This is a genomic window from Streptomyces sp. NPDC048288, from assembly GCF_043201555.1.
In the GTDB taxonomy this organism is placed as follows: Bacteria; Actinomycetota; Actinomycetes; order Streptomycetales; family Streptomycetaceae; genus Streptomyces.
On record NZ_JBICZD010000009.1, the window covers coordinates 420,436 to 444,604 of the forward strand.

The 24,169-nt window shown below is 70.9% G+C and carries 18 protein-coding genes; 10 read left to right on the plus strand and 8 right to left on the minus strand.

Annotation, left to right across the window (positions count from 1 at the left end):
- Positions 1-2: 2 nt before the first annotated feature.
- A complete protein-coding gene (locus ACGFZS_RS31995; RefSeq protein WP_393797993.1) occupies positions 3-2,627 on the minus strand; it encodes a glycosyltransferase family 1 protein in 2,625 nt (874 codons plus the stop codon).
- Positions 2,628-2,819: 192 nt separating this feature from the next.
- Here ACGFZS_RS31995 and ACGFZS_RS32000 point away from each other — a divergent pair, with 192 nt between their 5' ends.
- From ACGFZS_RS32000 to glgB, 5 genes are all read left to right on the plus strand, one after another.
- Positions 2,820-4,022, plus strand: a complete 1,203-nt coding sequence (locus tag ACGFZS_RS32000; protein WP_393797994.1) for a S8 family peptidase — start codon at positions 2,820-2,822, stop codon at positions 4,020-4,022.
- 268 nt (positions 4,023-4,290) lie between these two features.
- On the plus strand, positions 4,291-6,345 hold the full coding sequence (locus ACGFZS_RS32005; RefSeq protein ID WP_393797995.1) for an alpha-1,4-glucan--maltose-1-phosphate maltosyltransferase: 2,055 nt from the start codon (positions 4,291-4,293) through the stop codon (positions 6,343-6,345).
- Positions 6,342-8,042 (plus strand): maltose alpha-D-glucosyltransferase, encoded by a 1,701-nt coding sequence (treS, locus tag ACGFZS_RS32010; protein ID WP_393667077.1) that lies wholly within the window; start codon positions 6,342-6,344, stop codon positions 8,040-8,042. Before ACGFZS_RS32005 ends, treS begins: the two co-directional genes overlap by 4 nt.
- A gap of 182 nt (positions 8,043-8,224) precedes the next feature.
- Positions 8,225-9,595: a maltokinase gene (locus tag ACGFZS_RS32015; RefSeq protein ID WP_393797996.1), complete on the plus strand. Its 1,371-nt coding sequence runs from the start codon at positions 8,225-8,227 to the stop codon at positions 9,593-9,595.
- Positions 9,592-11,796, plus strand: a complete 2,205-nt coding sequence (glgB, locus tag ACGFZS_RS32020) for a 1,4-alpha-glucan branching enzyme (RefSeq protein ID WP_393798034.1) — start codon at positions 9,592-9,594, stop codon at positions 11,794-11,796. The genes ACGFZS_RS32015 and glgB overlap by 4 nt, the downstream gene beginning before the upstream one ends.
- Here glgB and ACGFZS_RS32025 read toward each other — a convergent pair.
- The 5 genes from ACGFZS_RS32025 to ACGFZS_RS32045 form a co-directional block, all read right to left on the minus strand.
- The gene (locus ACGFZS_RS32025) at positions 11,771-14,002 is read right to left on the minus strand and encodes a HelD family protein (RefSeq protein ID WP_393797997.1); all 2,232 of its coding nucleotides are present in this window, start codon (positions 14,000-14,002) and stop codon (positions 11,771-11,773) included. The two genes, glgB and ACGFZS_RS32025, sit on opposite strands and share 26 nt — an antisense overlap.
- A 167-nt stretch (positions 14,003-14,169) precedes the next feature.
- Positions 14,170-14,505, minus strand: a complete 336-nt coding sequence (locus ACGFZS_RS32030) for a thioredoxin family protein (RefSeq protein WP_393797998.1) — start codon at positions 14,503-14,505, stop codon at positions 14,170-14,172.
- Positions 14,502-14,930 (minus strand): MerR family transcriptional regulator, encoded by a 429-nt coding sequence (locus ACGFZS_RS32035; RefSeq protein WP_393797999.1) that lies wholly within the window; start codon positions 14,928-14,930, stop codon positions 14,502-14,504. The genes ACGFZS_RS32030 and ACGFZS_RS32035 overlap by 4 nt, the downstream gene beginning before the upstream one ends.
- Before the next feature lie 29 nt (positions 14,931-14,959).
- On the minus strand, positions 14,960-15,733 hold the full coding sequence (locus ACGFZS_RS32040; protein ID WP_365693063.1) for a DUF2127 domain-containing protein: 774 nt from the start codon (positions 15,731-15,733) through the stop codon (positions 14,960-14,962).
- 215 nt (positions 15,734-15,948) lie between these two features.
- Positions 15,949-17,340 (minus strand): cation:dicarboxylate symporter family transporter, encoded by a 1,392-nt coding sequence (locus ACGFZS_RS32045; protein WP_393798000.1) that lies wholly within the window; start codon positions 17,338-17,340, stop codon positions 15,949-15,951.
- 130 nt (positions 17,341-17,470) lie between these two features.
- Between ACGFZS_RS32045 and ACGFZS_RS32050 the strand changes: the two genes are divergently transcribed.
- Together ACGFZS_RS32050 and ACGFZS_RS32055 are read left to right on the plus strand one after the other, a co-directional pair.
- Complete coding sequence (locus tag ACGFZS_RS32050; protein ID WP_393798001.1) at positions 17,471-19,099, plus strand: ATP-binding protein; 1,629 nt, start codon at positions 17,471-17,473, stop codon at positions 19,097-19,099.
- Complete coding sequence (locus ACGFZS_RS32055) at positions 19,096-19,776, plus strand: response regulator (protein ID WP_393798002.1); 681 nt, start codon at positions 19,096-19,098, stop codon at positions 19,774-19,776. The genes ACGFZS_RS32050 and ACGFZS_RS32055 overlap by 4 nt, the downstream gene beginning before the upstream one ends.
- A gap of 43 nt (positions 19,777-19,819) precedes the next feature.
- Here the strand turns inward: ACGFZS_RS32055 and ACGFZS_RS32060 are convergent, their stop codons facing one another.
- On the minus strand, positions 19,820-20,380 hold the full coding sequence (locus ACGFZS_RS32060; RefSeq protein ID WP_393798003.1) for a hypothetical protein: 561 nt from the start codon (positions 20,378-20,380) through the stop codon (positions 19,820-19,822).
- A gap of 84 nt (positions 20,381-20,464) precedes the next feature.
- Here ACGFZS_RS32060 and ACGFZS_RS32065 point away from each other — a divergent pair, with 84 nt between their 5' ends.
- Positions 20,465-21,310 (plus strand): 5'-methylthioadenosine/S-adenosylhomocysteine nucleosidase, encoded by an 846-nt coding sequence (locus ACGFZS_RS32065; protein WP_393798004.1) that lies wholly within the window; start codon positions 20,465-20,467, stop codon positions 21,308-21,310.
- Between the two features lie 20 nt (positions 21,311-21,330).
- Here ACGFZS_RS32065 and ACGFZS_RS32070 read toward each other — a convergent pair whose 3' ends face one another.
- Positions 21,331-21,747 (minus strand): PPOX class F420-dependent oxidoreductase, encoded by a 417-nt coding sequence (locus tag ACGFZS_RS32070; protein WP_393798005.1) that lies wholly within the window; start codon positions 21,745-21,747, stop codon positions 21,331-21,333.
- A 182-nt stretch (positions 21,748-21,929) separates the two neighbouring features.
- Here ACGFZS_RS32070 and ACGFZS_RS32075 point away from each other — a divergent pair, with 182 nt between their 5' ends.
- Both ACGFZS_RS32075 and ACGFZS_RS32080 read left to right on the plus strand, forming a co-directional pair.
- Complete coding sequence (locus ACGFZS_RS32075) at positions 21,930-23,297, plus strand: extracellular solute-binding protein (RefSeq protein ID WP_393798006.1); 1,368 nt, start codon at positions 21,930-21,932, stop codon at positions 23,295-23,297.
- Positions 23,294-24,166: a sugar ABC transporter permease gene (locus tag ACGFZS_RS32080; RefSeq protein ID WP_355727949.1), complete on the plus strand. Its 873-nt coding sequence runs from the start codon at positions 23,294-23,296 to the stop codon at positions 24,164-24,166. Before ACGFZS_RS32075 ends, ACGFZS_RS32080 begins: the two co-directional genes overlap by 4 nt.
- Positions 24,167-24,169: the final 3 nt, after the last annotated feature.

The window sequence follows — 24,169 nt, forward strand, 5'->3', positions numbered from 1 at the left end:
GGTCAGCGCATCAGCACCCCGGCCCCCTCCACCGCGCCCTCCGAAGGAGCCGTCACCAGCCCCAGTTCCGCGCCGGACGCCAGCAGCCGGTGGGAGGGCAGGACGCGGACCGTGTAGCCGTAGGGGCCGGTGCGGTCCAGGGCGAGGGGGCCCTCGTAGGTCCAGTGGCCCTCCAGGTCCGGGCCGCCGGTCGGCTTCAGCGGGACCGTCGTGGCGTCCGTGATGCGGTCCTCCGGGTCGACGCGGCCGGAGACCGCCTGGACCTCCACGTCGTCGGGGCCGAGGTCGCCGAGGCGGACGCGGACGCGCAGGGCGAGGGTGGTGCCGAGTTCGGCCGTGGCCGTGGCGGTGGTGGTCGCCACGTGGTCCACCGAGACACCGTGCCAGGCGGCCCGCACCCGGCCCTTCCAGACCGCCAGTTCACGGGCCGCGTCCCCGGTCATGGACCGGTGGGCGTGGGCCGCGGGGGTGTAGAGGCGTTCGACGTACTCGCGGACCATGCGGCCCGCCAGCACCTTCGGGCCCAGCAGGGTCAGGGTCTGGCGGACCATCTCGATCCAGCGGTCGGGCAGTCCGGTCCGGCCGCGCTCGTAGAAGCGCGGGGTGACGCGCTGTTCGAGGAGGTCGTAGAGGGCGGCGGCCTCGATGTCGTCCCGGTGGTCGGGATCGGTGCCGACGCCGTCCGCCGTCGGGATCGCCCAGCCGAAGTCGGGCTGGAACCACTCGTCCCACCAGCCGTCCAGGACCGAGAGGTTGAGGCCGCCGTTCAGGGCCGCCTTCATGCCGCTCGTCCCGCACGCCTCCAGCGGGCGCAGCGGGTTGTTGAGCCAGATGTCGCAGCCGGGCAGCAGCTTCTGCGCCATCGCCATGCCGTAGTCGGGCAGGAAGACGATCCGGTGCCGGACCCGGGGGTCGTCGGTGAACCGGACCAGTTCCTGCACCAGCCGCTTGCCGCCGTCGTCCGCCGGGTGCGCCTTTCCGGCCACCACGATCTGGATCGGCCGCTCGGAGTGGAGCAGCAGGTCCATCAGCCGGTCCCGGTCGCTCAGCATGAGCGTGAGCCGCTTGTACGAGGGGACGCGGCGCGCGAACCCGATGGTCAGCACGTCGGGGTCGAGGGCCTGGTCGATCCAGCCCAGCTCGGCCGTGCCCGCGCCGCGCTGCCGCCAGGACGCCCGCAGCCGCTCCCGCACCTCCAGGACCAGCTGCTCGCGCAGGCTGCGGCGCAGGTCCCAGATCTCCTGGGCGGCGACGTCCCCGACGGCGTCCCAGCGCTCGGGCCCGCCGACGGTCAGCGCCTCCTCGGTACGGCGGTCGCCGAGCTGCCGGGCGCCCAGCCGCACCACCTCGGGAGCCACCCAGGTCGGGGCGTGCACCCCGTTGGTCACGGAGGTGATCGGCACCTCGTCGGGGTCGAACCCCGGCCACAGTCCGGAGAACATCTCCCGGCTGACGCTGCCGTGCAGCAGCGAGACCCCGTTGGCGCGCTGGGCGAGCCGCAGCCCCATCACGGCCATGTTGAAGAGGTTGGGCTCGCCGCCGGGATAGGTCTCCATGCCGAGGCGCAGGATCTGCTCCACGGCGATCCCGGGGAGTTCCGCGTCCGGGCCGAAGTGGTGGGCGACCAGCTCCCGGTCGAAGCGGTCGATGCCGGCCGGGACGGGGGTGTGGGTGGTGAAGACGGTGCCCGCGCGGACCGCCTCCAGGGCCGCGTCGAAGTCCAGCCCCGTGGCGGCCAGTTCGGCGATCCGCTCCAGGCCGAGGAAGCCCGCGTGGCCCTCGTTGGTGTGGAAGACCTCGGGTTCCGGGTGGCCGGTGAGCCGGCAGTACGTCCGTACGGCGCGCACACCCCCTATGCCCAGCAGCATCTCCTGGAGCAGGCGGTGTTCGCTGCCGCCGCCGTAGAGCCGGTCGGTGACCCCGCGTTCGCCGAGGTCGTTCTCCTCCACGTCGGAGTCCAGCATCAGCAGCGGCACCCTGCCGACCTGGGCCAGCCAGATCCGGGCGCGCAGCAGCCGGCCGCCGGGCAGCGCGAGGGAGACCTGGGCGGGGGTGCCGTCGGCCTCCTTCAGCAGCGCGACGGGGAGTTCGTTGGGGTCGAGGACGGGATAGTGCTCCTGCTGCCAGCCGTCCCGGGACAGGGTCTGCCGGAAGTAGCCGTGCCGGTAGAGGAGACCGACCCCGATCAGGGGGACGCCGAGGTCGCTGGCCGACTTGAGGTGGTCGCCGGCCAGGATGCCGAGGCCGCCCGAGTACTGGGGCAGGGCGGCCGTGATGCCGAACTCGGGTGAGAAGTAGGCGACGGCGGCCGGGAGTCCGGCGGACTCGGGCCGGGTCTGGTACCAGCGGTCGCCGGTCACGTAGTCGCCCAGGTCGTCGGCGACCGCGGTCAGCCGGCGCAGGAACCGCCGGTCACCGGCCAGCTCGGCCAGCCGTGCCGGGGGCACGCTCCCGAGCAGCCGCACCGGGTCGCCCTCACAGGCGGCCCAGCCCTCGGGGTCGACGGACTGGAAGAGGTCACGTGTCTCGGTGTGCCAGGACCAGCGCAGATTTCGGGCCAGGTCGCTGAGGGGGCGCAGGGGGTCGGGGAGAACGGGACGGACGGTGAACCGACGGATCGCCTTCACGTTTCCACTCCACGCGTTCGCGGTGAGAGCCGTACGGCGGTGTGCGGCTCGGAGTCCCTCAGACAGTACCGGTGCCGGGGGTGCCGTCGGGGGTTGCGGCGCCGGACGGGCCGGTTGCCGTCACGCCTTCTTGTGGGGTCCGGGTCCGCGCGAGACCCTGCCTGCCTGAGCTGAGGAGGGGGACTCACAGCCATGTCACGGACGCGCACCCGGCGTCTGCGTCTGGCGGGGGGCTTGACCGCGGTCGTCACGGCCGCGGTGCTGTCGTCGGCCACCCTGCCCGCGCACGCCGTTTCGGAGGGGACCGTGGTCGGGGCCGGCCGGCCCGGCTCGGTCGGCGGAAGCTATCTGGTGACCCTGAAAGCGGGGGTCGAGGGGGCGTCGGCGGCCGGGAAGGCCGTCGCCGCCCGCTATGGGGCGAAAATAAGCCATACTTACGACAGTGTGCTGAACGGCTACGCCGTCGAGGCGAACGCGAGACAGGCCGGACGGCTCGCCGCCGACTCGCGGGTCGCCTCCGTCGTCCAGGACAGCCGCGTACAGCTGGAGCGCACCCAGCAGAACCCGCCGTCCTGGGGGCTCGACCGCGTCGACCAGGCCGGTCTGCCGCTGGACCGGTCCTACAGCTGGCCGGCGTCGGGGGGCGCGGGCGTCACCGTCTACGTGATCGACACCGGCATCCGGATCACCCACGCCGACTTCGGCGGACGCGCGAGCTACGGCTGGGACTTCGTCGGGAACGACCGCTCCGCCGGCGACGGAAACGGCCACGGCACCCATGTCGCCGGCACCATCGCCGGCACCCGGTACGGCGTCGCCAAGAAGGCCCGGGTCGTCTCCGTGCGGGTCCTGGACAACACGGGCACGGGCACCACCGCCCGGGTCATCGCCGGGATCGACTGGGTCACCGCGCACGCCCGCAGACCGGCGGTCGCCAACCTCAGCCTGGGCGGCCCGCACAGCGCCCAGCTCGACGCCGCCGTACGGAACTCGATCAGATCCGGGGTGACCTACACGGTCGCGGCCGGCAACGAGGGCGTACCGGTCGCCCTCTCCTCCCCGGCCGACGTCCCGCAGGCCCTCACCGTCGGCGCCACCGACCGCACCGACGCCCGCGCCGGCTTCTCCGACTACGGCGCCGCCGTCGACCTGTTCGCCCCGGGCGTGGCCATCACCTCGGACGGGAGGGCGAGCGACACCGCCACGGCGACCTACTCGGGTACGTCGATGGCGGCACCGCACGTGGCGGGCGCCGCCGCGCTCTATCTCTCCGGCCATTCCAAGGCGCCCCCGGCCCAGGTCGCCAAGGCCCTGATTGCGGGGGCGGCGAGCGGGAAGGTGTCCGGTGCGGGGCTCGGTTCGCCCAACAGGCTCCTGCGGGTGCCGAAGGCGTAAAGCGGTTTCTGGCGCGGGATCACGCCACCGGCCCCGTTCGGTCGAGAACGGGGCCGGTCTTGTGCGTAGACATACGGCTGAGTAGTTAACAAAGTGCCGGATTGCCCACCCGAATAGGGTGGGAAGGCTCCTCCGGTACACCCCGCAGACACAGCACAGATACCGCGCACCGGTACAACCTTCAGGTACACCCTCCGGACCCACCCGCAGGACCCATCTCCCCACCACCCATCCGCCCACACCCTCGTTGCCGCGGACAGGAGCGGTCATGCCCGCCACGCACCAGCCGTCAGCACCTCCGATACGGCGCACGTCACCCGGCGCCACACCCCCCGCGGACGAGGCCACCGCCGTCGGCCGCATACCCGTCCTCGACGTCCGCCCCCTGATCCAGCAGGGACGCCGGCCCGCCAAAGCGGTGACCGGGGAGTCGTTCGAGGTCACCGCCACCGTCTTCCGCGAGGGCCATGACGCCGTCGCCGCCAATGTCGTACTGAAGGACCCCAAGGGCCGCCCGGGCCCCTGGACGCCGATGCGGGAGCTCGCCCCCGGCACCGACCGCTGGGGCGCCACCGTCACCGCGGACGGGAAACCGGGCCGTTGGACCTACCAGGTCGAGGCATGGGGAGATCCGGTCACCACCTGGCGCCACCACGCAAAGATCAAGATCCCGGCGGGCATCGACACCGAACTGGTCCTGGAGGAGGGCGCCCGGCTCTACGAACAGGCCGCCGCCGGGGTGCCGAAGGCCAGGAAGCGGGAGATCCTGCTGGCCGCCGTCGCCGCCCTGCGCGACGAGGAACGGCCCGCCCCCTGGCGCCTGGCCGCCGCCCTCACCCCCGAGGTCGACAAGGTCCTGGCCCGGCATCCGCTGCGGGAGCTGGTCACCGCCTCCGAGCCGCTGCCGCTGCTCGTCGAGCGCGAACGCGCCCTGTACGGCTCCTGGTACGAGTTCTTCCCGCGGTCGGAAGGGACACCTGAGCGGCCGCACGGCACGTTCCGGACAGCGGCCCGGCGGCTGAAGCCGATCGCGGACATGGGCTTCGACGTCGTCTACCTGCCGCCGATCCATCCGATCGGCACGACGTTCCGCAAGGGCCGCAACAACACCCTGACCCCGGGCCCGGAAGACGTGGGCGTGCCCTGGGCGATCGGTTCGCCGGAGGGCGGGCACGACGCGGTCCATCCGGACCTGGGGACCCTGGAGGACTTCCAGTGGTTCGTGGAGCAGGCCCGGTCGCACGGCCTCGAAGTCGCCCTGGACTTCGCGTTGCAGTGCTCGCCGGACCATCCCTGGGTGGAGAAGCACCCGGAGTGGTTCCACCACCGGCCCGACGGCACCATCGCCTACGCCGAGAACCCGCCGAAGAAGTACCAGGACATCTACCCCATCGCCTTCGACGCCGACCTGGACGGCCTGATCGCCGAGACGGTCCGCGTGCTGCGGCACTGGATGTCCTGCGGGGTGCGGATCTTCCGCGTCGACAACCCGCACACCAAACCGGTGGTGTTCTGGGAGCGGGTCATCAGCGAGATCAACACGGCCGACCCGGACGTGATCTTCCTCGCCGAGGCGTTCACCCGGCCCGCGATGATGCGCACCCTCGCCCAGGTCGGCTTCCAGCAGTCGTACACGTACTTCACCTGGCGCAACACCAAGCAGGAACTCACCGAGTACGCGACCGAACTCGCCGCCGAGACCGCCCCCTACATGCGGCCGAACTTCTTCGCCAACACCCCGGACATCCTGCACGCCTACCTCCAGCACGGCGGCCGCCCCGCCTTCGAGGCCCGCGCCGTGCTCGCCGCCACCCTCTCCCCCACCTGGGGCATCTACAGCGGCTACGAACTCTGCGAGAACACCCCGCTCAGGGAAGGCGGCGAGGAATACCTCGACTCCGAGAAGTACCAGCTCAAGCCCCGCGACTGGGCACAAGCCGAGACGACCGGGATCGCACCGCTCATCACCCGCCTCAACACCCTCCGCCGCACCAGCCCGGCCCTGCGGCAGCTGCGCGACATCCACTTCCACCATGCCGACAAGGAGGAGGTGATCGTCTACAGCAAGCGGAGCGGATCGAACACGGTTCTGGTGGTCGTCAACCTCGACCCCCACCACACCCAGGAGGCCACGGTCTCGTTGGACATGCCGCAACTCGGCCTGAACTGGCATGAGTCGATGCCGGTGCGCGACGAGCTCACCGGCGAAACCTACAACTGGGGCAGGGCCAACTATGTGCGCCTGGAGCCGGGTCACCGGGCCGCGCACATCCTCACCGTCCTGCGACCGTCCCCGCGGATCGGAGGGTCACCCACACAATGATCGTCAACGAACCCGTCCCGGACACCTTCGAGGACACGCCCGCCAAGGACCGGGATCCCGACTGGTTCAAACGCGCCGTCTTCTACGAGGTCCTGGTCCGCTCCTTCCAGGACAGCAACGGCGACGGCATCGGCGACCTCAAGGGCCTGACCGCGAAACTCGACTATCTGCAGTGGCTCGGCGTCGACTGCCTCTGGCTGCCGCCCTTCTTCAAGTCCCCGCTGCGGGACGGCGGTTACGACGTCTCCGACTACACGGCCGTCCTCCCGGAGTTCGGTGACCTCGCCGACTTCGTGGAGTTCGTCGACGCCGCCCACCAGCGCGGCATGCGCGTCATCATCGACTTCGTCATGAACCACACCAGCGACCAGCACCCCTGGTTCCAGGAGTCGCGCAAGGACCCCGAGGGTCCGTACGGCGACTACTACGTGTGGGACGACAAGGACGACCGCTACCAGGACGCGCGGATCATCTTCGTCGACACCGAGGTCTCCAACTGGACCTACGACCCGGTCCGCAAGCAGTACTACTGGCACCGCTTCTTCTCCCACCAGCCGGACCTCAACTACGAGAACCCGGCCGTCCAGGAGGAGATCCTCTCCGCGCTCCGCTTCTGGCTGGACCTGGGCATCGACGGCTTCCGGCTGGACGCGGTGCCGTACCTCTACCAGAGCGAGGGCACCAACTGCGAGAACCTCCCCGCGACCCACGACTTCCTGAAGCGGGTCCGCAAGGAGATCGACGCCCAGTACCCGGACGTGGTGCTCCTGGCGGAGGCGAACCAGTGGCCTGAGGACGTCGTCGACTACTTCGGCGACTACCGCAGCGGCGGCGACGAGTGCCACATGGCGTTCCACTTCCCGGTCATGCCCCGGATCTTCATGGCCGTGCGGAGAGAGTCCCGCTACCCGGTCTCCGAGATCCTCGCCAAGACCCCGGCCATCCCGTCCGGCTGCCAGTGGGGCATCTTCCTGCGCAACCACGACGAGCTGACCCTGGAGATGGTCACCGACGAGGAACGCGACTACATGTGGGCCGAGTACGCCAAGGACCCACGGATGCGCGCCAACATCGGCATCCGCCGCCGCCTCGCCCCCCTCCTCGACAACGACCGCAACCAGATCGAACTCTTCACCGCCCTGCTGCTCTCCCTGCCCGGCTCGCCGATCCTCTACTACGGCGACGAGATCGGCATGGGCGACAACATCTGGCTCGGCGACCGCGACGCCGTCCGCACCCCCATGCAGTGGACGCCGGACCGCAACGCGGGCTTCTCGTCGTCCGACCCGGGGCGGCTGTACCTGCCGACCATCATGGACCCCGTCTACGGCTACCAGGTCACCAACGTCGAGGCGTCCATGTCGTCGCCGTCCTCGCTGCTGCACTGGACCCGCCGCATGATCGAGATCCGCAAGCAGAATCCTGCCTTCGGACTGGGGTCCTATACCGAGCTCCAGTCGTCGAACCCGGCGGTCATCGCGTTCCTGCGGGAGTACGAGGACGATCTCGTCCTCTGCGTGCACAACTTCTCGCGGTTCGCCCAGCCCACCGAGCTGGACCTCAGGCGCTTCAACGGACGCCATCCGGTGGAGCTGTTCGGCGGGGTGCGCTTCCCGGCGGTCGGCGAGCTGCCGTATCTGCTGACCCTGGCGGGGCACGGCTTCTACTGGTTCCGGCTGCGCGCGGAGCCGGCCTAGGTGTGAGCGCCCCTCAAGGGGCGCGGAGAACTGCGCGACCGGCCCCCACCGGCCCGCAGTCGAAGAACCGAACACTCAGCGGACCCGGCGCAATCCTCCCCGGGCGGCGGTTGGTTTCCCCCGCCCCGCCCGGGGCACGCATCCATAACGCCCCCGACGACCCGGGGAAAGGACGTACCGCCATGGCGGAAACGGTCACCCCCTCCACGCCCCCTCTGCTCGCCTCGCTCGACCCGCTCCTGCGCGACTGGCTGCCCCGGCAGCGCTGGTTCGCCGGCAAGGGCCGCCCGGTCACGGGCTTCGCCACGGTGGCCGAGACCGAACTCCTGCCGTCGGACAGCCGGCTCGGCCTGCACCATCTGCTGGTCCGCGCCCAGCAGCCGCCCGCCCCCGCCGGGGCCGGCGACTGCTACCAGCTCCTCATAGGCGTGCGCGAGGCGCTGCCGCCCCGGCTGGCGCCCGCGCTGATCGGACACGTGACCGACGGCCCGCTGGCCGGCCGCACGGTGTACGACGCCCTGTACGACCCCCGGCCCGCCGAGATGCTGCTGGAGGCCCTGCGCACCCGGGCCCGCATCGGCGGGCTGCGCTTCGAGCGCGACCCCGGCCAGGAGATACGCGACGGGCTGGTGGCCCGCCTGCTGACCGCCGAGCAGTCCAACTCCTCGGTCGTCTACGGAGATACGTTCATCCTGAAGCTGTTGCGCCGGGTGGTGCCCGGCGTCAACCCCGACCTGGAGATACCCCTGGCGCTGGCCCGCGAGGGCTGTGCCCGGGTGCCCGCCCCCACCGCCTGGCTGCGGGCGGAGCTGGGCGGGGAACCGTACGTGCTGGCCGTGCTCCAGCCCTTCGTGCGCGGCGCGACCGACGGCTGGGAGCTGGCGCTGCGGGAGCTGGCCAAGGGCGAGGACTTCACGGCCGAGGCGCGGGCGCTGGGCCGGGCCACCGCCGAGGTGCACACCGCGCTGGCCCGGGCGCTGCCGACCGTCACCCTCGGGCGCAGCCAGCTGGAGTCGCAGGTCGCGGGGATGGTGGAGCGGCTGGAGGCGGCCGCACAGGCGGTACCGGCGCTGCGGCCGTACGAGGACGGGCTGCGGTCCGCCTACCGGGCGCCGGCCCAGCTGGCCGCCGAGGGCAGTACCTGGACCGCCCAGCGAGTGCACGGCGATCTGCATCTGGGGCAGTGCCTGCGCTCGCCGTCGGGCGAGTGGTCGCTGATCGACTTCGAGGGCGAGCCGGCCCGCCCGCTGGCCGAGCGCCGGATGCCGCAGCCGGTGGTCCGGGACATCGCCGGGATGCTGCGCTCCTTCGACTACGCGGCCCACTCGGTGACCCCGGCCGACCCCGGCTGGGCGCGCCGCTGCCGGGCGGCCTACTGTTCCGGCTACGCCGAGATCACCGGCACCGACCCGCGCACCGATCCCGTCCTGCTGCGGGCCTACGAGACCGACAAGGCCGTCTACGAGGTCGTCTACGAGGCCCGGCACCGCCCCGACTGGCTCCCCGTACCGCTGTCGGCCATACACCGCCTGGCCACCCCCGACCCGAACTGATCCCGGGAGACGCGTCCGTGACCTCCAAGAACCCCGTGTCCGTAGCCGACGGCGACCGTGAGCGGCTGCTGCACGGCACCCATCACGACCCGCACGCGGTCCTCGGCGCGCACTCCGTCCCGGGCGGGGTCGCCGTGCGCGCGTTCCGCCCGTACGCCCGCGCGGTGACGGTCGTCGCCGGCGAGGACCTGCGCACCGGACTCCACGACGACGGCGACGGCTTCTTCTCCGCCCTGCTCCCCCTCACCGAGGTGCCGGTCCACCGCCTCCTCGTGGAGTACGACGGGACGGTCCAGGAGGTCGAGGACGCGTACCGCTTCCTGCCCACCCTGGGCGATCTGGACCTCCATCTGATCGGCGAGGGGCGGCACGAGCGGCTGTGGGAGGCGCTCGGCGCGCACCCCACCACCCACCAGGGCGTCGCCGGCACCCGGTTCGCGGTGTGGGCGCCGAACGCGCGGGGCGTGCGGCTGGCCGGCGGCTTCAACTTCTGGGACGGCACCGGGTATCCGATGCGGTCGCTGGGGTCCTCCGGGATCTGGGAGCTGTTCGTGCCGGGCATCGGCGAGGGCGAGCTGTACAAGTTCGACATCACCCGCCCGGACGGCTCGCACACCCTGCGGGCGGATCCGATGGCCCGCCGTACCCAGACCCCGCCGGACACGTCGTCGATCGTGGACGCGTCCCGGCACGAGTGGGCCGACGCGGAGTGGATGGCCCACCGGGGCGACACCCCCGTCCACGAGTCCCCCTTCTCGGTCTACGAGGTGCACCTCCCGTCCTGGCGTCCGGGCCTGACCTACCGCGAGCTCGCCGAGCAACTGCCCGCCTACGTCCGGGACCTGGGCTTCACGCACGTCGAGCTGATGCCGGTCGCCGAGCATCCGTTCGGCGGCTCCTGGGGCTACCAGGTCACCGGCTTCTACGCGCCGACGGCCCGCCTCGGCACCCCCGACGACTTCAAGTACCTGGTCGACGCGCTGCACCGGGCCGGCGTCGGTGTGCTGATGGACTGGGTACCGGCGCACTTCCCGCGCGACGACTGGGCGCTGGCCGAGTTCGACGGGCGCCCGCTGTACGAGCACGAGGACCCCCAGCGGGCCACCCATCCCGACTGGGGCACCCTGGAGTTCGACTTCGGCCGCCGCGAGGTGCGCAACTTCCTGGTCGCCAACGCGGTGTACTGGTGCGAGGAGTTCCACATCGACGGGCTGCGGGTGGACGCGGTCGCCTCGATGCTCTACCTCGACTACTCGCGCGAGCCGGGCCAGTGGACGCCGAACGAGCACGGCGGCCGGGAGAACCTGGACGCGGTGGCGTTCCTGCAGGAGATGAACGCGACCGTGTACCGGCGGACCCCGGGTGTCGTCACGATCGCCGAGGAGTCGACGGCCTGGGAGGGTGTCACCCGCGCCACCGACTCCGGCGGTCTCGGCTTCGGCCTGAAGTGGAACATGGGCTGGATGCACGACTCGCTGGAGTACATGCGGCACGAGCCGGTGCACCGCAAGTACCACCACCACGAGATGACCTTCTCGATGGTCTACGCGTACAGCGAGAACTACGTCCTGCCCATCTCCCACGACGAGGTCGTGCACGGCAAGCGCTCGCTGGTCTCGAAGATGCCCGGCGACTGGTGGCAGCAACGCGCCAACCTCCGCGCCTACCTGGCCTTCATGTGGGCCCACCCCGGCAAGCAGCTCCTGTTCATGGGCCAGGAGTTCGCCCAGGGCGCGGAGTGGTCGGAGGCGCGCGGCCCGGACTGGTGGCTGCTCGACCCCGGCTACGGCGCGGAGGCCGACCACCGGGGCGTGCGCGACCTGGTCCGCGACCTCAACACGGTCTACTCCGCGACCCCGGCCCTCTGGCAGCGGGACACCGACCCGGACGGCTTCCAGTGGATCGTGGGTGACGCGGCGGAGGACGACGTCTTCGCGTTCCTTCGCCTGGACGCCGACGGCACCCCGCTCCTCGCCGTCGCCAACCTCTCCCCCGTGGTCCGCCACGACTACCGCCTGGGCGTCCCGGACGAGATCCCCGCCTGGCACGAGACCCTCAACACCGACGCGGCCCGCTACGGCGGCAGCGGTGTCACCAACCCCGACCCGGTGAAGCCGGAACACCACCCCTCCCACGGCCGCCCCACGAGCATCCGCCTGTCCCTGCCGCCGCTGGCTACGGTGTGGCTGCGGCCTGCCTGAGCCCGTCCGGCAGGCCGCCGGTGTGCAGCACCCCCAGTCGCTGGGTCGCCCGGGTCAGGGCCACGTAGAGGTCGCTGGTGCCGTACCGTCCCGGCTCCACCACCAGGACGGAGTCGAACTCAAGGCCCTTGGCCTGGCGCGGGTCGAGGAGGACGACGGTCTGCGTCAGGTCGGGTTCGGCGCCGGCTGTGACGCCGTCCAGGCGGGCGGCCAGGGAGCGGTGCAGGTCGCGCGGGGCGATCACCGCGAGGCGGCCCTCGGCGGGGGTGAGTTCGACGACGGCCTTCGCGACCGCGCTCGGGAGGTCGTCGGCCGCCTGCCGGATCCACGGCCGTACGCCCGTCGAGCGGACCGAGCTGGGCGGCTCGAAGTCCGGGTGCTCCGCGCGGACCACGGCCGCCGCGAGGTCCATGATCTCGGACGGGGTGCGGTAGTTGACGCCGAGGCGGGTGTGGTCCCAGCGGTCCTCGACATAGGGGTGCAGGATCTCCGACCAGGAACCCACGCCCGCCGCCTCCGCCGTCTGGGCCGGGTCGCCGACCAGGGTCATCGAGCGGGTCGGGCTGCGCCGCATCAGCAGCCGCCAGGCCATCGGGGAGAGTTCCTGCGCCTCGTCCACGATGATGTGCCCGAACGCCCAGGTCCGGTCGGCCGCCGCGCGTTCGGCCGCGCTGCGGAAGTCCTCCTCCTCCTGGCGCTCGGCGAAGCGCTCGGCGTCGATGATGTCGTGCGCGGACAGCACCTCGGAGTCCTCGTCCTCCTTGTCGTCGAACTCGTAGGTCCGGGAGGCGTAGGAGACATCGAGGACGCCCTGGGCGTACGCGATCTGCGTCTCGCGCTCGCGTTCCGCCCGGGCCCGGGCGACGCGCTCGTCGACGCCCAGCAGTTCGGCCGCCTCGTCGAGGAGGGGGACGTCCGAGACCGTCCAGGCCCGGGTCACCGGGCGGCGGACCGCGGCCGCGTCCTCGGCGCCGAGGTACCCCTCGGGGGCGGAAAGGAAGTCGGCGAGCAGGCGCCGCGGGGTGAGCAGCGGCCACAGCTGGTCGACGGCGGACCAGACCTCGGGGTTCTCGGCGAGTTCGTCGCGGATCTGGGTGATGTCGGAGGCGTCGAGCAGGCTGCTGCCGTCGAAGGGGTCGGTGCCCACGCGTTCGGCGTACAGCTCGGTGAGGGTGTTGAGGATGTGGCCCTCGAAGTACTCGCGGGACGCGTTGTGCGGGAGCCCGGCGGCGCGGGTGCGTTCCCGGGCCATGTTCACCAGGCCGTCGTCGAGCATCAGGACCTCGCGGTCGTGCTCGATGGCCAGGACGGGGTCGGGCAGCGTCTGCCGGTCCCGTACGACGGCGGCGAGCACGTCCGCCATGTCGGCGCGGCCCTTCACGGCGGCCGCCTCGGGGGTGTCGGCGGCCGTCGCCCGCACCCCGGGGAACAGCTCGCCGACGGTCGCCAGCAGCACTCCGGTCTCGCCGAGCGAGGGCAGCACCTCGCCGATGTAGCCGAGGAAGGCGGGGTTGGGGCCGACGATCAGGACGGCACGCTTGGCGAGCAGCTCGCGGTGTTCGTAGAGGAGGAAGGCGGCGCGGTGCAGCGCGACCGCCGTCTTTCCGGTCCCCGGGCCGCCCTCGACCACCAGGACCCCCCGGTGCGGCGCGCGGATGATCTCGTCCTGCTCGGCCTGGATGGTCTGCACGATGTCGTTCATCCGGCCGGTGCGGGCCGAGTCGAGGGCGGCCAGCAGCACCGCGTCGCCGGACGGGTCCTCGTGCCCGGTGCGCTCCCGGTCGCCGAGGTCGAGGATCTCGTCGTGCAGGGCGGTGACCCGGCGGCCGTCGGTGGCGATGTGCCGGCGGCGGCGCAGGCCCATCGGGGTGTGGCCGGTGGCCAGGTAGAAGGGGCGGGCGACCTCGGCACGCCAGTCGACGAGGACCGGGGTGCGCTCGGTGTCGTCCAGCCGCAGCCCGATCCGCCCGATGTGGTGCCGGGTGCCGGAGGTGAGGTCGATGCGGCCGAAGCACAGCGAGCCGTCCACGGCGTTCAGTGCGGCGAGCAGCCCGGAGCGCTCGGCGACCAGGATGTCCCGCTCCAGGCGGGCCTGCATCGGCTTGTCGCCGAGGGCGAGGGCGTCCGCGACCGAGTCCTCGGTGTCGCCGCGCAGGGCGTCCACCCGTGCGTACAGTCCGTCGATGAATTCCTGCTCGTGCCGCAATTCATCGTCTGGAAATTCGGTGTTTGACAATTCCGCTCCCGCCCAGATATACTGTGCTCACTGAACTTCTCCGCGATCCAATGGCTTTGGGTCGCGAACTCTTGAATATACGCAAAGAAATCCCCCGAGCGCAATTGCCCGGGGGATTCTTCGTATAAGCGGTCGGTTCAGTCCAGGACGTCGGCCAGTTCCTCCAGCAGCCGCCGCCGGGGCCGGGCACCCACCATCGCCCGCACCGGCTCGCCGCCCCGGAACACCATGAACGTCGGCATCGACAGCACCTTGTAGGCGTTGGTCGTCTCCGGGTTGGTGTCCACGTCCAGCTGCACCACCTTCAGCCGGTGGCCCTCCGCCGCCGCGAGCGCGGTCAGCACCGGCCCCATCTGCCGGCACGGCGGGCACCAGTCGGCGGTGAACTCCACCAGCACCGGCAGCTCCGCCCCGATCACCTCCGCCGCGAAGTCCGCGTCCGTCACCTCGGCCACACCCGCCGCCTTGATCATCGTCTGGACCCTCCCAGTTCGCAGGTCGGCTCCGGACCCCCCGGAACCAGCGCCTCGGCGGCCAGCTCGTCCTTGGCCCGCTCGGCCCGCACCAGCTGGGCCCCGACGGTCGCCCGCACCGCCTGCAACTCGCCGATCAGCGCGTCCAGCTCCGCCAGCTTGCGCCGGTAGACCGCGAGCGAGGCGGGGCAGGTGTCGCCCTCCGGATGCCCGGCCCGCAGACACTCCACGAACGGCCGGGTCTCCTCCAGCTCGAACCCGAAGTCCTGCAGCGTCCGGATCTGCGTGAGCAGCCTGAGATCGCTCTCGTCGTACGTCCGGTGACCGTTCCCGGAACGCCGCGCGGGCAGCAGCCCGCGCGCCTCGTAGTACCGCAGGGTGCGCGTGGTGGTCCCGGCCCGTGCGGCCAGCTCGCCGATTCGCATGTCCACGACCGTACGACTTGACGCCGACGTCAACGCAAGCTCGGCGCGACCCCCGCGGACTCCTCGACCTCCAGCAGCGAGGCGCTGTGCCGCTCCTCCTCGAAGGCCCGGCGCCCGCCGCGCAGCCCGAACAGCCGCTTGGCGAGGGCGATATAGAGCACCGCGAGGATGTTCAGCACCAGAGTGGCGATCTTCAGATAGCTGACTTTCTCCGTGAGTTCGTAGATCTCCAGCGGCAGAAAGGCGGCCGTGGCCACCACGGTCAGGTATTCGGCCCAGCGCTTGGCGTACCAGAGGCCGACCGCCTCGACGAGTTCGATCAGCGCGTACGCCAGCAGCAGTCCCGCCACCAGCAGCAGCGTGGAGTGCTTGTAGCCGAAGGCCTTCTGTATAGAACCGACGACCGGTGAGTGGTCGAGGTCGTAGTGGAAGTGCCGGAAGACCGGCCGGAAGGTGTCCAGGTACTCGTTGAACAGCCGGCGCACCGCGTCCTGGCTGTTGGAGAACTTCCACACCGCGACCGCGACCAGCACGATGAACACCCCGCGCACGGCCCGCTCGATCGCGAGGAAGCGCAGGATGAACAGGTCCCGCAGCACCTTCCCGCGCGGCACCAGCGGGGCGTCGTCGGCCGGCCCCGAGCCGTGCGGCTCGCCGAGCACGAAGTCCCCGCAGCGCAGACAGCGCCACACGTCCCCGACGGCGGTCTGCGCGTGCAGCCGGACCCGCAGCCGCGGGTCGTCCGGGGCATAGGTCACATGTCCCTTGCGCGCGCAGTGCCGCCGATCCCAGTCGATCTTCATCCCCCGTGCCTCCCTGCAGATGTGCCGTTGCCGTTCCGGTGGAACCGGAACGGCACGTTAGTGGATACGGCCGACAAGCGGGCGGGAGGGCACTGCCGGTGGACATGCCTCCGGGCGGCTGAGCAACGGGGGAGTTCTCAGCCGCCCGGAGAGCGGTGACCGGACGGCCGGCCCGGGTTCAGGCCGGGCCGGACGTCCGGCGGTATGCGGGAGCCCTATGCCTTGGCCAGCTCCTCGCGCTGCTCGGGCAGTTCGGGCGTGGTGCTCCGGCCCTCGTCCAGCAGCGTCGTCTCGTCGAAGGGCAGCTCGCCCGCGAGCACCTGCCGCACCCGCGCCTTGTCGATGTCCTTCGTCCAGGTACCGATCAGGACGGTGGCGACGGAGTTGCCCGCGAAGTTCGTCAGGGCGCGGGCCTCGCTCATGAAGCGGTCGATGCCGACGATCAGGCCGACGCCGTCGACCAGCGCGGGCTTGTGCGACTGCAGACCGCCGGCCAGCGTGGCCAGACCGGCGCCGCTGACGCCCGCCGCGCCCTTGGAGGCCAGCAGCAGGAAGAGCAGCAGCGGGATCTGCTCGCCGATCGACATCGGCGTCCCGAGGGCGTCGGCGATGTACAGCGAGGCCATGGTCATGTAGATCATGGTGCCGTCGAGGTTGAAGGAGTAGCCGGTCGGCACGGTGATGCCGACCACGGCCCGGCTGACGCCCAGGTGCTCCATCTTCGCGATGAGCCGCGGCAGCGCGGACTCGGAGGAGGAGGTGGACAGGATCAGCAGGAACTCCCGGGCGAGGTACTTGAACAGCGTGAAGATGTTCAGTCCGGCGACGATCCGCAGCAGCGCGCCGAGCACCACGAAGACGAAGAGCACACAGGTCACGTAGAAGCCGAGCATCAGCACGGCGAGACTCTTGAGCGCGTCGAGCCCGGCGGACCCGACGACGGCGGCGATCGCGCCGAAGGCACCGATCGGCGCGGCCCACATGATCATGCCGAGGATGCGGAAGACGAGCCGCTGGATGTGCTCGACACCGCGCAGCACCGGCTGGCCCACCGACCCCATGGCCTGCAGCGCGAACCCGGCGAGCAGCGCGATGAGCAGCGTCTGCAGCACCTGGCCCTCGGTGAAGGCGGAGACGAAGGTCGTCGGGATGATCGACAGCACGAAGTCGACCGGGCCGAGCGCCTCGGCGTCCACCTGGCTGTGCCCGCTGGCCTTGAGGGCCTCGGTGAGGTGCAGCCCGTCACCGGGGTGCAGGATGTTGCCGACGACGAGGCCGATGGAGAGCGCCACCAGCGACATCACCAGGAAGTAGCCGAGCGCGATACCGCCGACGGCACCGACCTTGGCGGCCTTCCGTACGGACCCGATCCCGAGCACGATCGTGCAGAAGATGATCGGCGAGATCATCATCTTGATCAGATTGACGAATCCGGTACCGAGGGGCTTGAGCTCGACACCGGCGTCGGGCCAGATGAGCCCCACGAGGATACCGAGCGCCACCGCGGCGATCACCGCGATATAGAGGTAGTGGGTGCGGTCTCTCTTCACGGTGGGTGCGGCTGGGGCCGTAGGCGTCGTCGTCACGGCTCGCCTCCTTGACGTCATCGTCGTTACGACCGGCGTGCGGCTCACGTCCGGGGGATGTGGGGGATGCCGTGACTATCTCCCGTTCTGTGAGGGCGGTCACCCTTCCGTTCATTTAGTTCGTACGTAACCCGGGAGGCACACTGCTGACATGCGCTTCCCGTCCGTTCCCCGCCCCCGCAGCCTCGCCGGCCAGCTGTTCGCCATGCAGGCCGTGCTGATAGCGGTGCTGGTCGCCGGTTACGCGCTGTTCACCTACGTCAGCGACCGCCACCAGGCCGAGGAGGCGGCGACCCGGCAGGCGACGGCGGTGGCCCGGTCGGTCGCGGACTCGCCGTCGGTCCGCTCGGCGATCCGCACCCGCGACCCGTCGGCCCGGCTGCAGCCGTACGCCCTCCAGGTGATGCGGGACACCGAGGTCGACTTCATCACGATCATGACCCCGGGCGGGATCCGCTGGACCCACCCCGACAAGAACGAGATCGGCAAGCACTATCTGGGCCATATCGAGGCGGCCCAGCAGGGCCACACCTACAGCGAGACCTACAAGGGCACCCTCGGCGCGTCCGTGCGCACGGTGACCCCGGTGGAGGAGAACGGCCGGGTGATCGGCCTGGTGAGCGCCGGCATCAAGGTGGAGGCGATCAGCCGCCGGGTCCAGGAACAGGTCACGGCGCTGCTGGGGGTCGCGGCCGGAGCCCTGGTCCTGGGCGCGGTCGGCACCTACGTCATCAACGCCCGGCTGCGCCGCCACACCCACGGCATGAACGCGGCCGAGCTGAGCCGGATGCACGACTACCACGAGGCGGCGCTGCACGCGGTGCGCGAGGGGCTGCTGATGCTGGACGGGCAGTACAGGGTGGCGCTGATCAACGACGGCGGGCAGGAACTGCTGGGCGTGGGCTCCGAGGGGGACGTGGTGGGCCGTTCGGTGGCCGAGCTGGGCCTGCCGGCGCCCCTGACGGGTGCGCTGCTGGCCTCCGAGCCCCGGGTCGACGAAGTGCACCTGACGGCGGACCGGGTCCTGGTGGTGAACACCTCCCCGGTCTCCGGCGGCGAGCGCCGCGGCACCGTCGCAACCCTCCGCGACGTCACCGAACTCCAGTCCCTCATGGGCGAGTTGGACTCGGAACGCGGCTTCACCCAGGCACTGCGCTCACAGGCCCACGAGGCCGCGAACCGGCTCCACACGGTCGTCTCGCTCATCGAACTCGGGCGGGCCTCGGAGGCCGTCGACTTCGCGACGGCCGAGCTGGAACTGGCCCAGGCGCTGACGGACCAGGTGGTGGCCGCCGTCAGCGAACCGGTCCTCGCCGCCCTGCTGCTGGGCAAGACCGCCCAGGCGAACGAGCGGGGCGTGGAACTGGTGGTCTCGGACGAGAGCCGGCTGGATGACGGTTTGCTACCGGAGAGCCTGTCGGCGCGCGATCTGGTCACCATCCTCGGCAACCTGATCGACAACGCGGTGGACGCGGCCCAGGGCACGGTACGGGCGCGCGTGACGGTCACCGCCTACACCGACGATGACGACGCCGAACTGGTGATGAGGGTGACGGACACGGGTGCGGGGGTCGACCCCGCCCACGCCGAGTTGGTCTTCCAGCGCGGCTTCTCGACGAAGCCGTCCGGACCCGGCGGGCGGGGCCTGGGACTGGCACTGGTCCGGCAGGCGGTGGCACGGCTGGACGGCACCCTGACCGTGACGGAGGCGGCGGAGGGCGGCGCGGTGTTCGAGGTGCGGTTGCCGCTGCGGGCGGCGGCGGTCGGGGGTGACCTGTGACGGCCGAGCCGATTCGGGTCCTGGTCGTCGAGGACGACCCGGTGGCCGCGGACGCCCATGTCCTCTACGTCGGACGGGTCCCGGGATTCGTGGCGGTGGGCAAGGCACACACCGGAGCGGAGGCCCGCCGCATCCTCGACCGCACCCCGGTCGACCTGCTCCTCCTGGACCTCCACCTGCCGGACGTCCACGGCCTCCAGTTCGCCCGCTCCCTGCGCGCGGCAGGACACCAGGCGGACGTCATAGCGGTGACCTCCGCACGGGACCTGGCCGTGGTCCGCGAAGGCGTCTCGCTCGGCGTCGTCCAGTACGTCCTCAAACCCTTCACCTTCGCCACCCTCCGCGACCGCCTCACCCGCTACTCGGAATTCCGCGCGGCAGCGGGCGAGGCCAGCGGCCAGGACGAGGTCGACCGAGCCCTGGCCGCCCTGCGCGCCCCCACCCCCGCAGCACTCCCGAAGGGCCTCAGCGCCCCGACCCTGGAACGCGTGACCACCGCCCTGCGCGAGTCCAAGGAGGGCCTGACCGCCGCAGCCCTGGCAGAGAGCGTGGGCATCTCCCGCATCACCGCCCGGCGCTACCTGGAACATCTGGTCGAGGCGGGCCGGGCCGGACGGAGCCCGCTGTACGGGCAGGTGGGGAGGCCGGAGTTGGTGTATCGGTGGGGGAAGCGGTGAGACCCTCGGCGCCCCCTGCGGCGTGAGCGTCAACGGTACGGCGTCAGGCCGGGGTCCGGGCCGGTCTCGCCGGCCGCGTGTACAGCAGGACCTGCACCCCGAGCCCGATCACCGCGAGCGCCTCCAGCACCGACAGCCCGACCAGCAGCCCGCCGCCGTCCCCGCCCGCCCAGAACACCACCAGCGCCGCCAGCGGCACCGCGCAGAACGCCGTCAGATCGATCACGGCCTGGATGGTCTTGCGGGTCCGCCGCCGGGTGTCGGTCCGGTGGTAGGCCTCCCAGCCGAAGGTGGCGAACTCCGCCCCGCCAGAGGCCAGTTGTGCCAGCCGAGGTCCCAACTCGTCCCGCACGTACAGCCCGATCGCCGAGATCTTCTCGTCGTTGACCAGGTACGTCCACCCGAGCACCACACACACCGGCGGCAACGCCAGCAGCATCGACGGCTGCTTGGCCTGCGCCGCCGCGGCGATGACGGCGGCCACCACGCCGAGCGTCACGTACAGCAGGTTGTCCCGGAACCCGATGCGCGCCTTCTGCTCGTCCTTGACCGTCTGGTACTCGGCGAGCAGCAACTGCCCGACGGTGACGCCCTGTTCCGACATACCGCGCTCCCCGCCCAACGGTCCGACCGGCCCCCGACGACCATACCCACGCCCCGGCAGGCGACTTGCCGCTACCGTGGACAGATGCCCGCGAAGCGACCACGTCCCACCGCCACGGCCGTCGTCCTCACCGCTCTGCCGGAGGAGTACGACGCCGTCCGCGCCCATCTGGTCGACACCGAGGAGATCGTCCACCCCAACGGCACCCGGGTCGAACTCGGCCGGCTGGCGGACGCGTCCGGGACCGTGGCGCTCGCGGAGCTGGGCGTCGGCGCTCTGACCGCCGCCTCGCTCACCACACAGATCGTCGACTGGCTCACGCCGGATGCCGTGCTCTTCGTCGGCGTCGCGGGCGGGCTCAAGGACGACATGGAGATCGGCGATGTCGTCGTCGGTACGAAGGTGTACGCGATCCACGGCGGCAAGCAGACCCCGGAGGGCCTCCAGACTCGGCCCGAGGTCTGGCTCGGCTCGCACAGGCTGCTGCAGGCGGCGCGGTCCGCGTTGCGGGACATGCCGGAGGTGCGGGGGCACCGCAAGCCGATCGCCGTCGGCGATGTCGTGCTGGCCGACGACCGGTCGGCCTTCGCCGACCACATCCGCCGGCACTACAACGACGCCTGTGCCATCGAGATGGAAGGCTCCGGCGCCGCCCACGCGGCCCACCTCAACGGCCAGTTGGACGCCCTGGTGATCCGTGGCATCAGCGACCGCGCCGACGCCGGCAAGCACACGGCCGACGCCTCGGGCTCGCAGCGACTCGCCGCCGAGCGCGCGGCGCTGGTGGCGGTGGCCGTGCTGCGCAAGCACCAGCCCCAGGAGTCCGCGGAGTACGACCAGGACTCCCCAGTGCGGTACGGCGGCGACCACATCGACTTCCGGGGCGGCACCTTCCACGGTCCCGTCATCGGCAAGCGGACCGGCCGCTAGCGCGGCCGAGCGCCCCGGCGTCACATCACGTCGCGTGCGTGGCCAGCCGGCCGGTCCGGGTCGATGTGCCAGCTGATGATGCGGCGGGGGTGGATGCGGATCACGTCGTTGCTGAAGAAGTCCGGGGCGAGGGGTGGTTCGTCGAGGGTGAGCAGGTCGGCGTGGCCCCGGATCTCCACGCCACGGCCCCAGCCGGGTTTGACGGCTCCGGGCTCGTCGGGGGTCATGTCGTCGACGAGCAGGGAGACCTCGGGGTGCGCCTGGGCGTTCCGGTACTTCTGGCTGGAGCGCAGGTTCGGGCCGCCGATGTCGATGGTGCCGTCGGCGTTGAGCCTGAAACCGACGGGGCGGACCTGGGGGCCGGTGGGGCCGGAGGTGGCGAGGCGGGCCAGCGCCTGAGTACCGAGGTACTCGCGTTCCTTGGCGGTGAAGGTCATGCCTGTGGACCGTAGGACCTCAAGCCTGCTTGAGGTCAAGTGACAGCCGCACCCCGCGACAGCCTTCCCCAGCAATCCCCCGCACACTCATTGACCTGACTAGACCACTCCACTTACCTTCACACGGCAAGAGAGACGAACCCCCAGGCCACAGCGCAGTGGCCGCCGAGGAGGTCGTGCCCGTGCGCCCCACCGCCGTCAGCATCCTTGCCCTCGCCCTCGTCACCTCGGCCGCCTCCCTCACCGCGTGCAGCGGTGGGTCGGGGAGCAGCCCGGACACCGTGAAGGTGTCCTTCAAGCAGTCGATGGACAACTCCGTCAAGGTGACGGACAACTACCTCGCGGACATCAAGAAGCAGTTCGAGAAGGAGCACCCGGGGAAGAAGGTCGAGCTCGTCCCCATCAAGGCCACGGACTCGGAGTACTACACCAAGCTGCAGCAGATGCTCCGGTCGCCGAGAACCGCCCCGGACCTCGTCTACGAGGACACCTTCCTCATCAACTCCGACATCACCAGCGGGTATCTGAAGCCCCTCGACTCCTATCTCGCCAAGTGGGGCGACTGGGGGCAGTTCATCGACACCGCGAAGACGGCCGCGAAGGGCGAGGACGGGAAGACGTACGGCGTCCCCGACGGGACCGACACCCGCGGGCTCTGGTTCGACAAGCGCGTGTTCGCGAAGGCCGGGCTGCCGGCCGACTGGCAGCCGAAGAGCTGGGACGACGTGCTCGCCGCCGCCCGCACCATCAAGGCGAAGGTCCCCGGCGTCACCCCCCTCAACGTCTACACCGGCAAGCCGGCCGGCGAGACCGCGAGCATGCAGGGCTTCGAGATGCTGCTGTACGGCACCAACGACGGGACCAGCGACCCCCTGTACGACAAGACGAGCAAGAAGTGGATCGCCGGGGGGCAGGGGTTCAAGGACGCGCTGTCGTTCGTCGAGACCGTGTACAAGGACAAGCTCGGCCCGGACGTCTCCGACGCGCTCGACCCCAACTACCGCAACACGCTCTGGGGTGAGCTGATGCCCCAGGGCAAGGTGGGCATCAACCTCGACGGATCCTGGCTGCCGCAGTCGTGGGGCAAGGGCAGCGGGCACGAGTGGTCCGACTGGTCGAAACAGCTCGGGCTCGCCTACATGCCCACCCAGCACGGGCAGGCCCCCGGCAAGGTGAGCATGTCCGGCGGCTGGACCTGGTCCGTACCCGCCAAGGCCGGCAACCCCGACCTCGCCTTCGACTTCATCAAGACCATGCAGACCAAGGCGAACGCCGAGAAGTGGTACATCGCCAACTCCGGGATCGCGGTGCGGAAGGACGTCGCCGGCGACCCGTCGTACACGGCCGCCCAGCCCGGCATCGAGTTCTTCACCGATCTCGTCGCCAGCACCCACTACCGGCCCGCCTACCCGGCGTACCCGAAGGTCTCCACCGCCATCCAGGAGGCCATGGAGAGCGTGACCACCGGTGACGCCTCGGTCGACAAGGCGGCGAGTACCTACGATTCGACGCTCAAGGACGTCACCGACGACCAAGTGGTCACCCAGTGACCACCCGGCGCGTCGCCCGCGCCCTGCCCCGCGCACTCCCCCTCACCCCCGCCCTGGTCCTGCTCCTCCTCTTCCTCGGCGGGCCCATCGTCTACTGCGCCTGGATCGCCTTCACCGACCTCCAGCTCACCGGCCAGGCGCACTCCTCCTTCGTCGGCTTCGCCAACTTCCGCCGGGCGTTCCACGACGACGCCTTCCTGAACGCCGTCTGGCTGACCCTCGTCTTCACCGTGCTGTCCTCGCTCGTCGGGCAGAACACGCTGGGGCTGGCGCTCGCCGCGCTGATGCGGCGGGCGTCGAAGCCGGTGCGGACGCTCACCGGCGGGATCGTGATCACGGCGTGGGTGCTGCCGGAGGTCGTCGCCGGGTTCCTGCTGTACGCGTTCTTCCGGCGGGAGGGCACCCTCAACGCCATCCTGGACCTCCTCCATCTGCCGTCCCAGAACTGGCTGTTCACGCTGCCCATCCTGGCCGTGTCGTTCGCCAACGTGTGGCGGGGCACCGCCTTCTCGATGCTGGTCTACTCCGCCGCGCTCGACGAGATACCGAACGAGATCGAGGAGTCGGCGGAGGTGGACGGCGCCGGCGGCTGGCGCCGGATGTGGCACATCACGCTCCCCATGATCCGGCGGTCCATCGGGACGAACCTGATGCTCAACACCCTCCAGACGCTCTCCGTCTTCGGGCTGATCTGGGTGATGACCCGGGGCGGCCCCGGCGACAGGAGCCAGACGCTTCCCCTCTTCATGTACGAACAGGCCTTCCAGAACAGCATGATCGGGTACGGGACCGCGGTCGCTCTGCTCCTTCTCCTGGTCGGTTCGCTCTTCTCCGTGGTCTACATGCGCCTGCTGCGCACGGAGGTGTGAACC

Excerpts from the sequence above, each read along its gene's own strand:
- ACGFZS_RS32065 (WP_393798004.1), top strand. The coding sequence starts at position 20,465 with ATGCCCGCGAAGCGACCACGTCCCACCGCCACGGCCGTCGTCCTCACC.
- ACGFZS_RS32015 (WP_393797996.1), top strand. The coding sequence starts at position 8,225 with ATGGCGGAAACGGTCACCCCCTCCACGCCCCCTCTGCTCGCCTCGCTC.
- treS (WP_393667077.1), top strand. The coding sequence starts at position 6,342 with ATGATCGTCAACGAACCCGTCCCGGACACCTTCGAGGACACGCCCGCC.
- ACGFZS_RS32035 (WP_393797999.1), bottom strand. The coding sequence starts at position 14,930 with ATGCGAATCGGCGAGCTGGCCGCACGGGCCGGGACCACCACGCGCACC.
- ACGFZS_RS32045 (WP_393798000.1), bottom strand. The coding sequence starts at position 17,340 with ATGACGTCAAGGAGGCGAGCCGTGACGACGACGCCTACGGCCCCAGCC.
- ACGFZS_RS32050 (WP_393798001.1), top strand. The coding sequence starts at position 17,471 with ATGCGCTTCCCGTCCGTTCCCCGCCCCCGCAGCCTCGCCGGCCAGCTG.
- ACGFZS_RS32070 (WP_393798005.1), bottom strand. The coding sequence starts at position 21,747 with ATGACCTTCACCGCCAAGGAACGCGAGTACCTCGGTACTCAGGCGCTG.
- ACGFZS_RS32060 (WP_393798003.1), bottom strand. The coding sequence starts at position 20,380 with ATGTCGGAACAGGGCGTCACCGTCGGGCAGTTGCTGCTCGCCGAGTAC.
- ACGFZS_RS32000 (WP_393797994.1), top strand. The coding sequence starts at position 2,820 with ATGTCACGGACGCGCACCCGGCGTCTGCGTCTGGCGGGGGGCTTGACC.
- ACGFZS_RS32005 (WP_393797995.1), top strand. The coding sequence starts at position 4,291 with ATGCCCGCCACGCACCAGCCGTCAGCACCTCCGATACGGCGCACGTCA.
- ACGFZS_RS32030 (WP_393797998.1), bottom strand. The coding sequence starts at position 14,505 with ATGATCAAGGCGGCGGGTGTGGCCGAGGTGACGGACGCGGACTTCGCG.
- ACGFZS_RS32040 (WP_365693063.1), bottom strand. The coding sequence starts at position 15,733 with ATGAAGATCGACTGGGATCGGCGGCACTGCGCGCGCAAGGGACATGTG.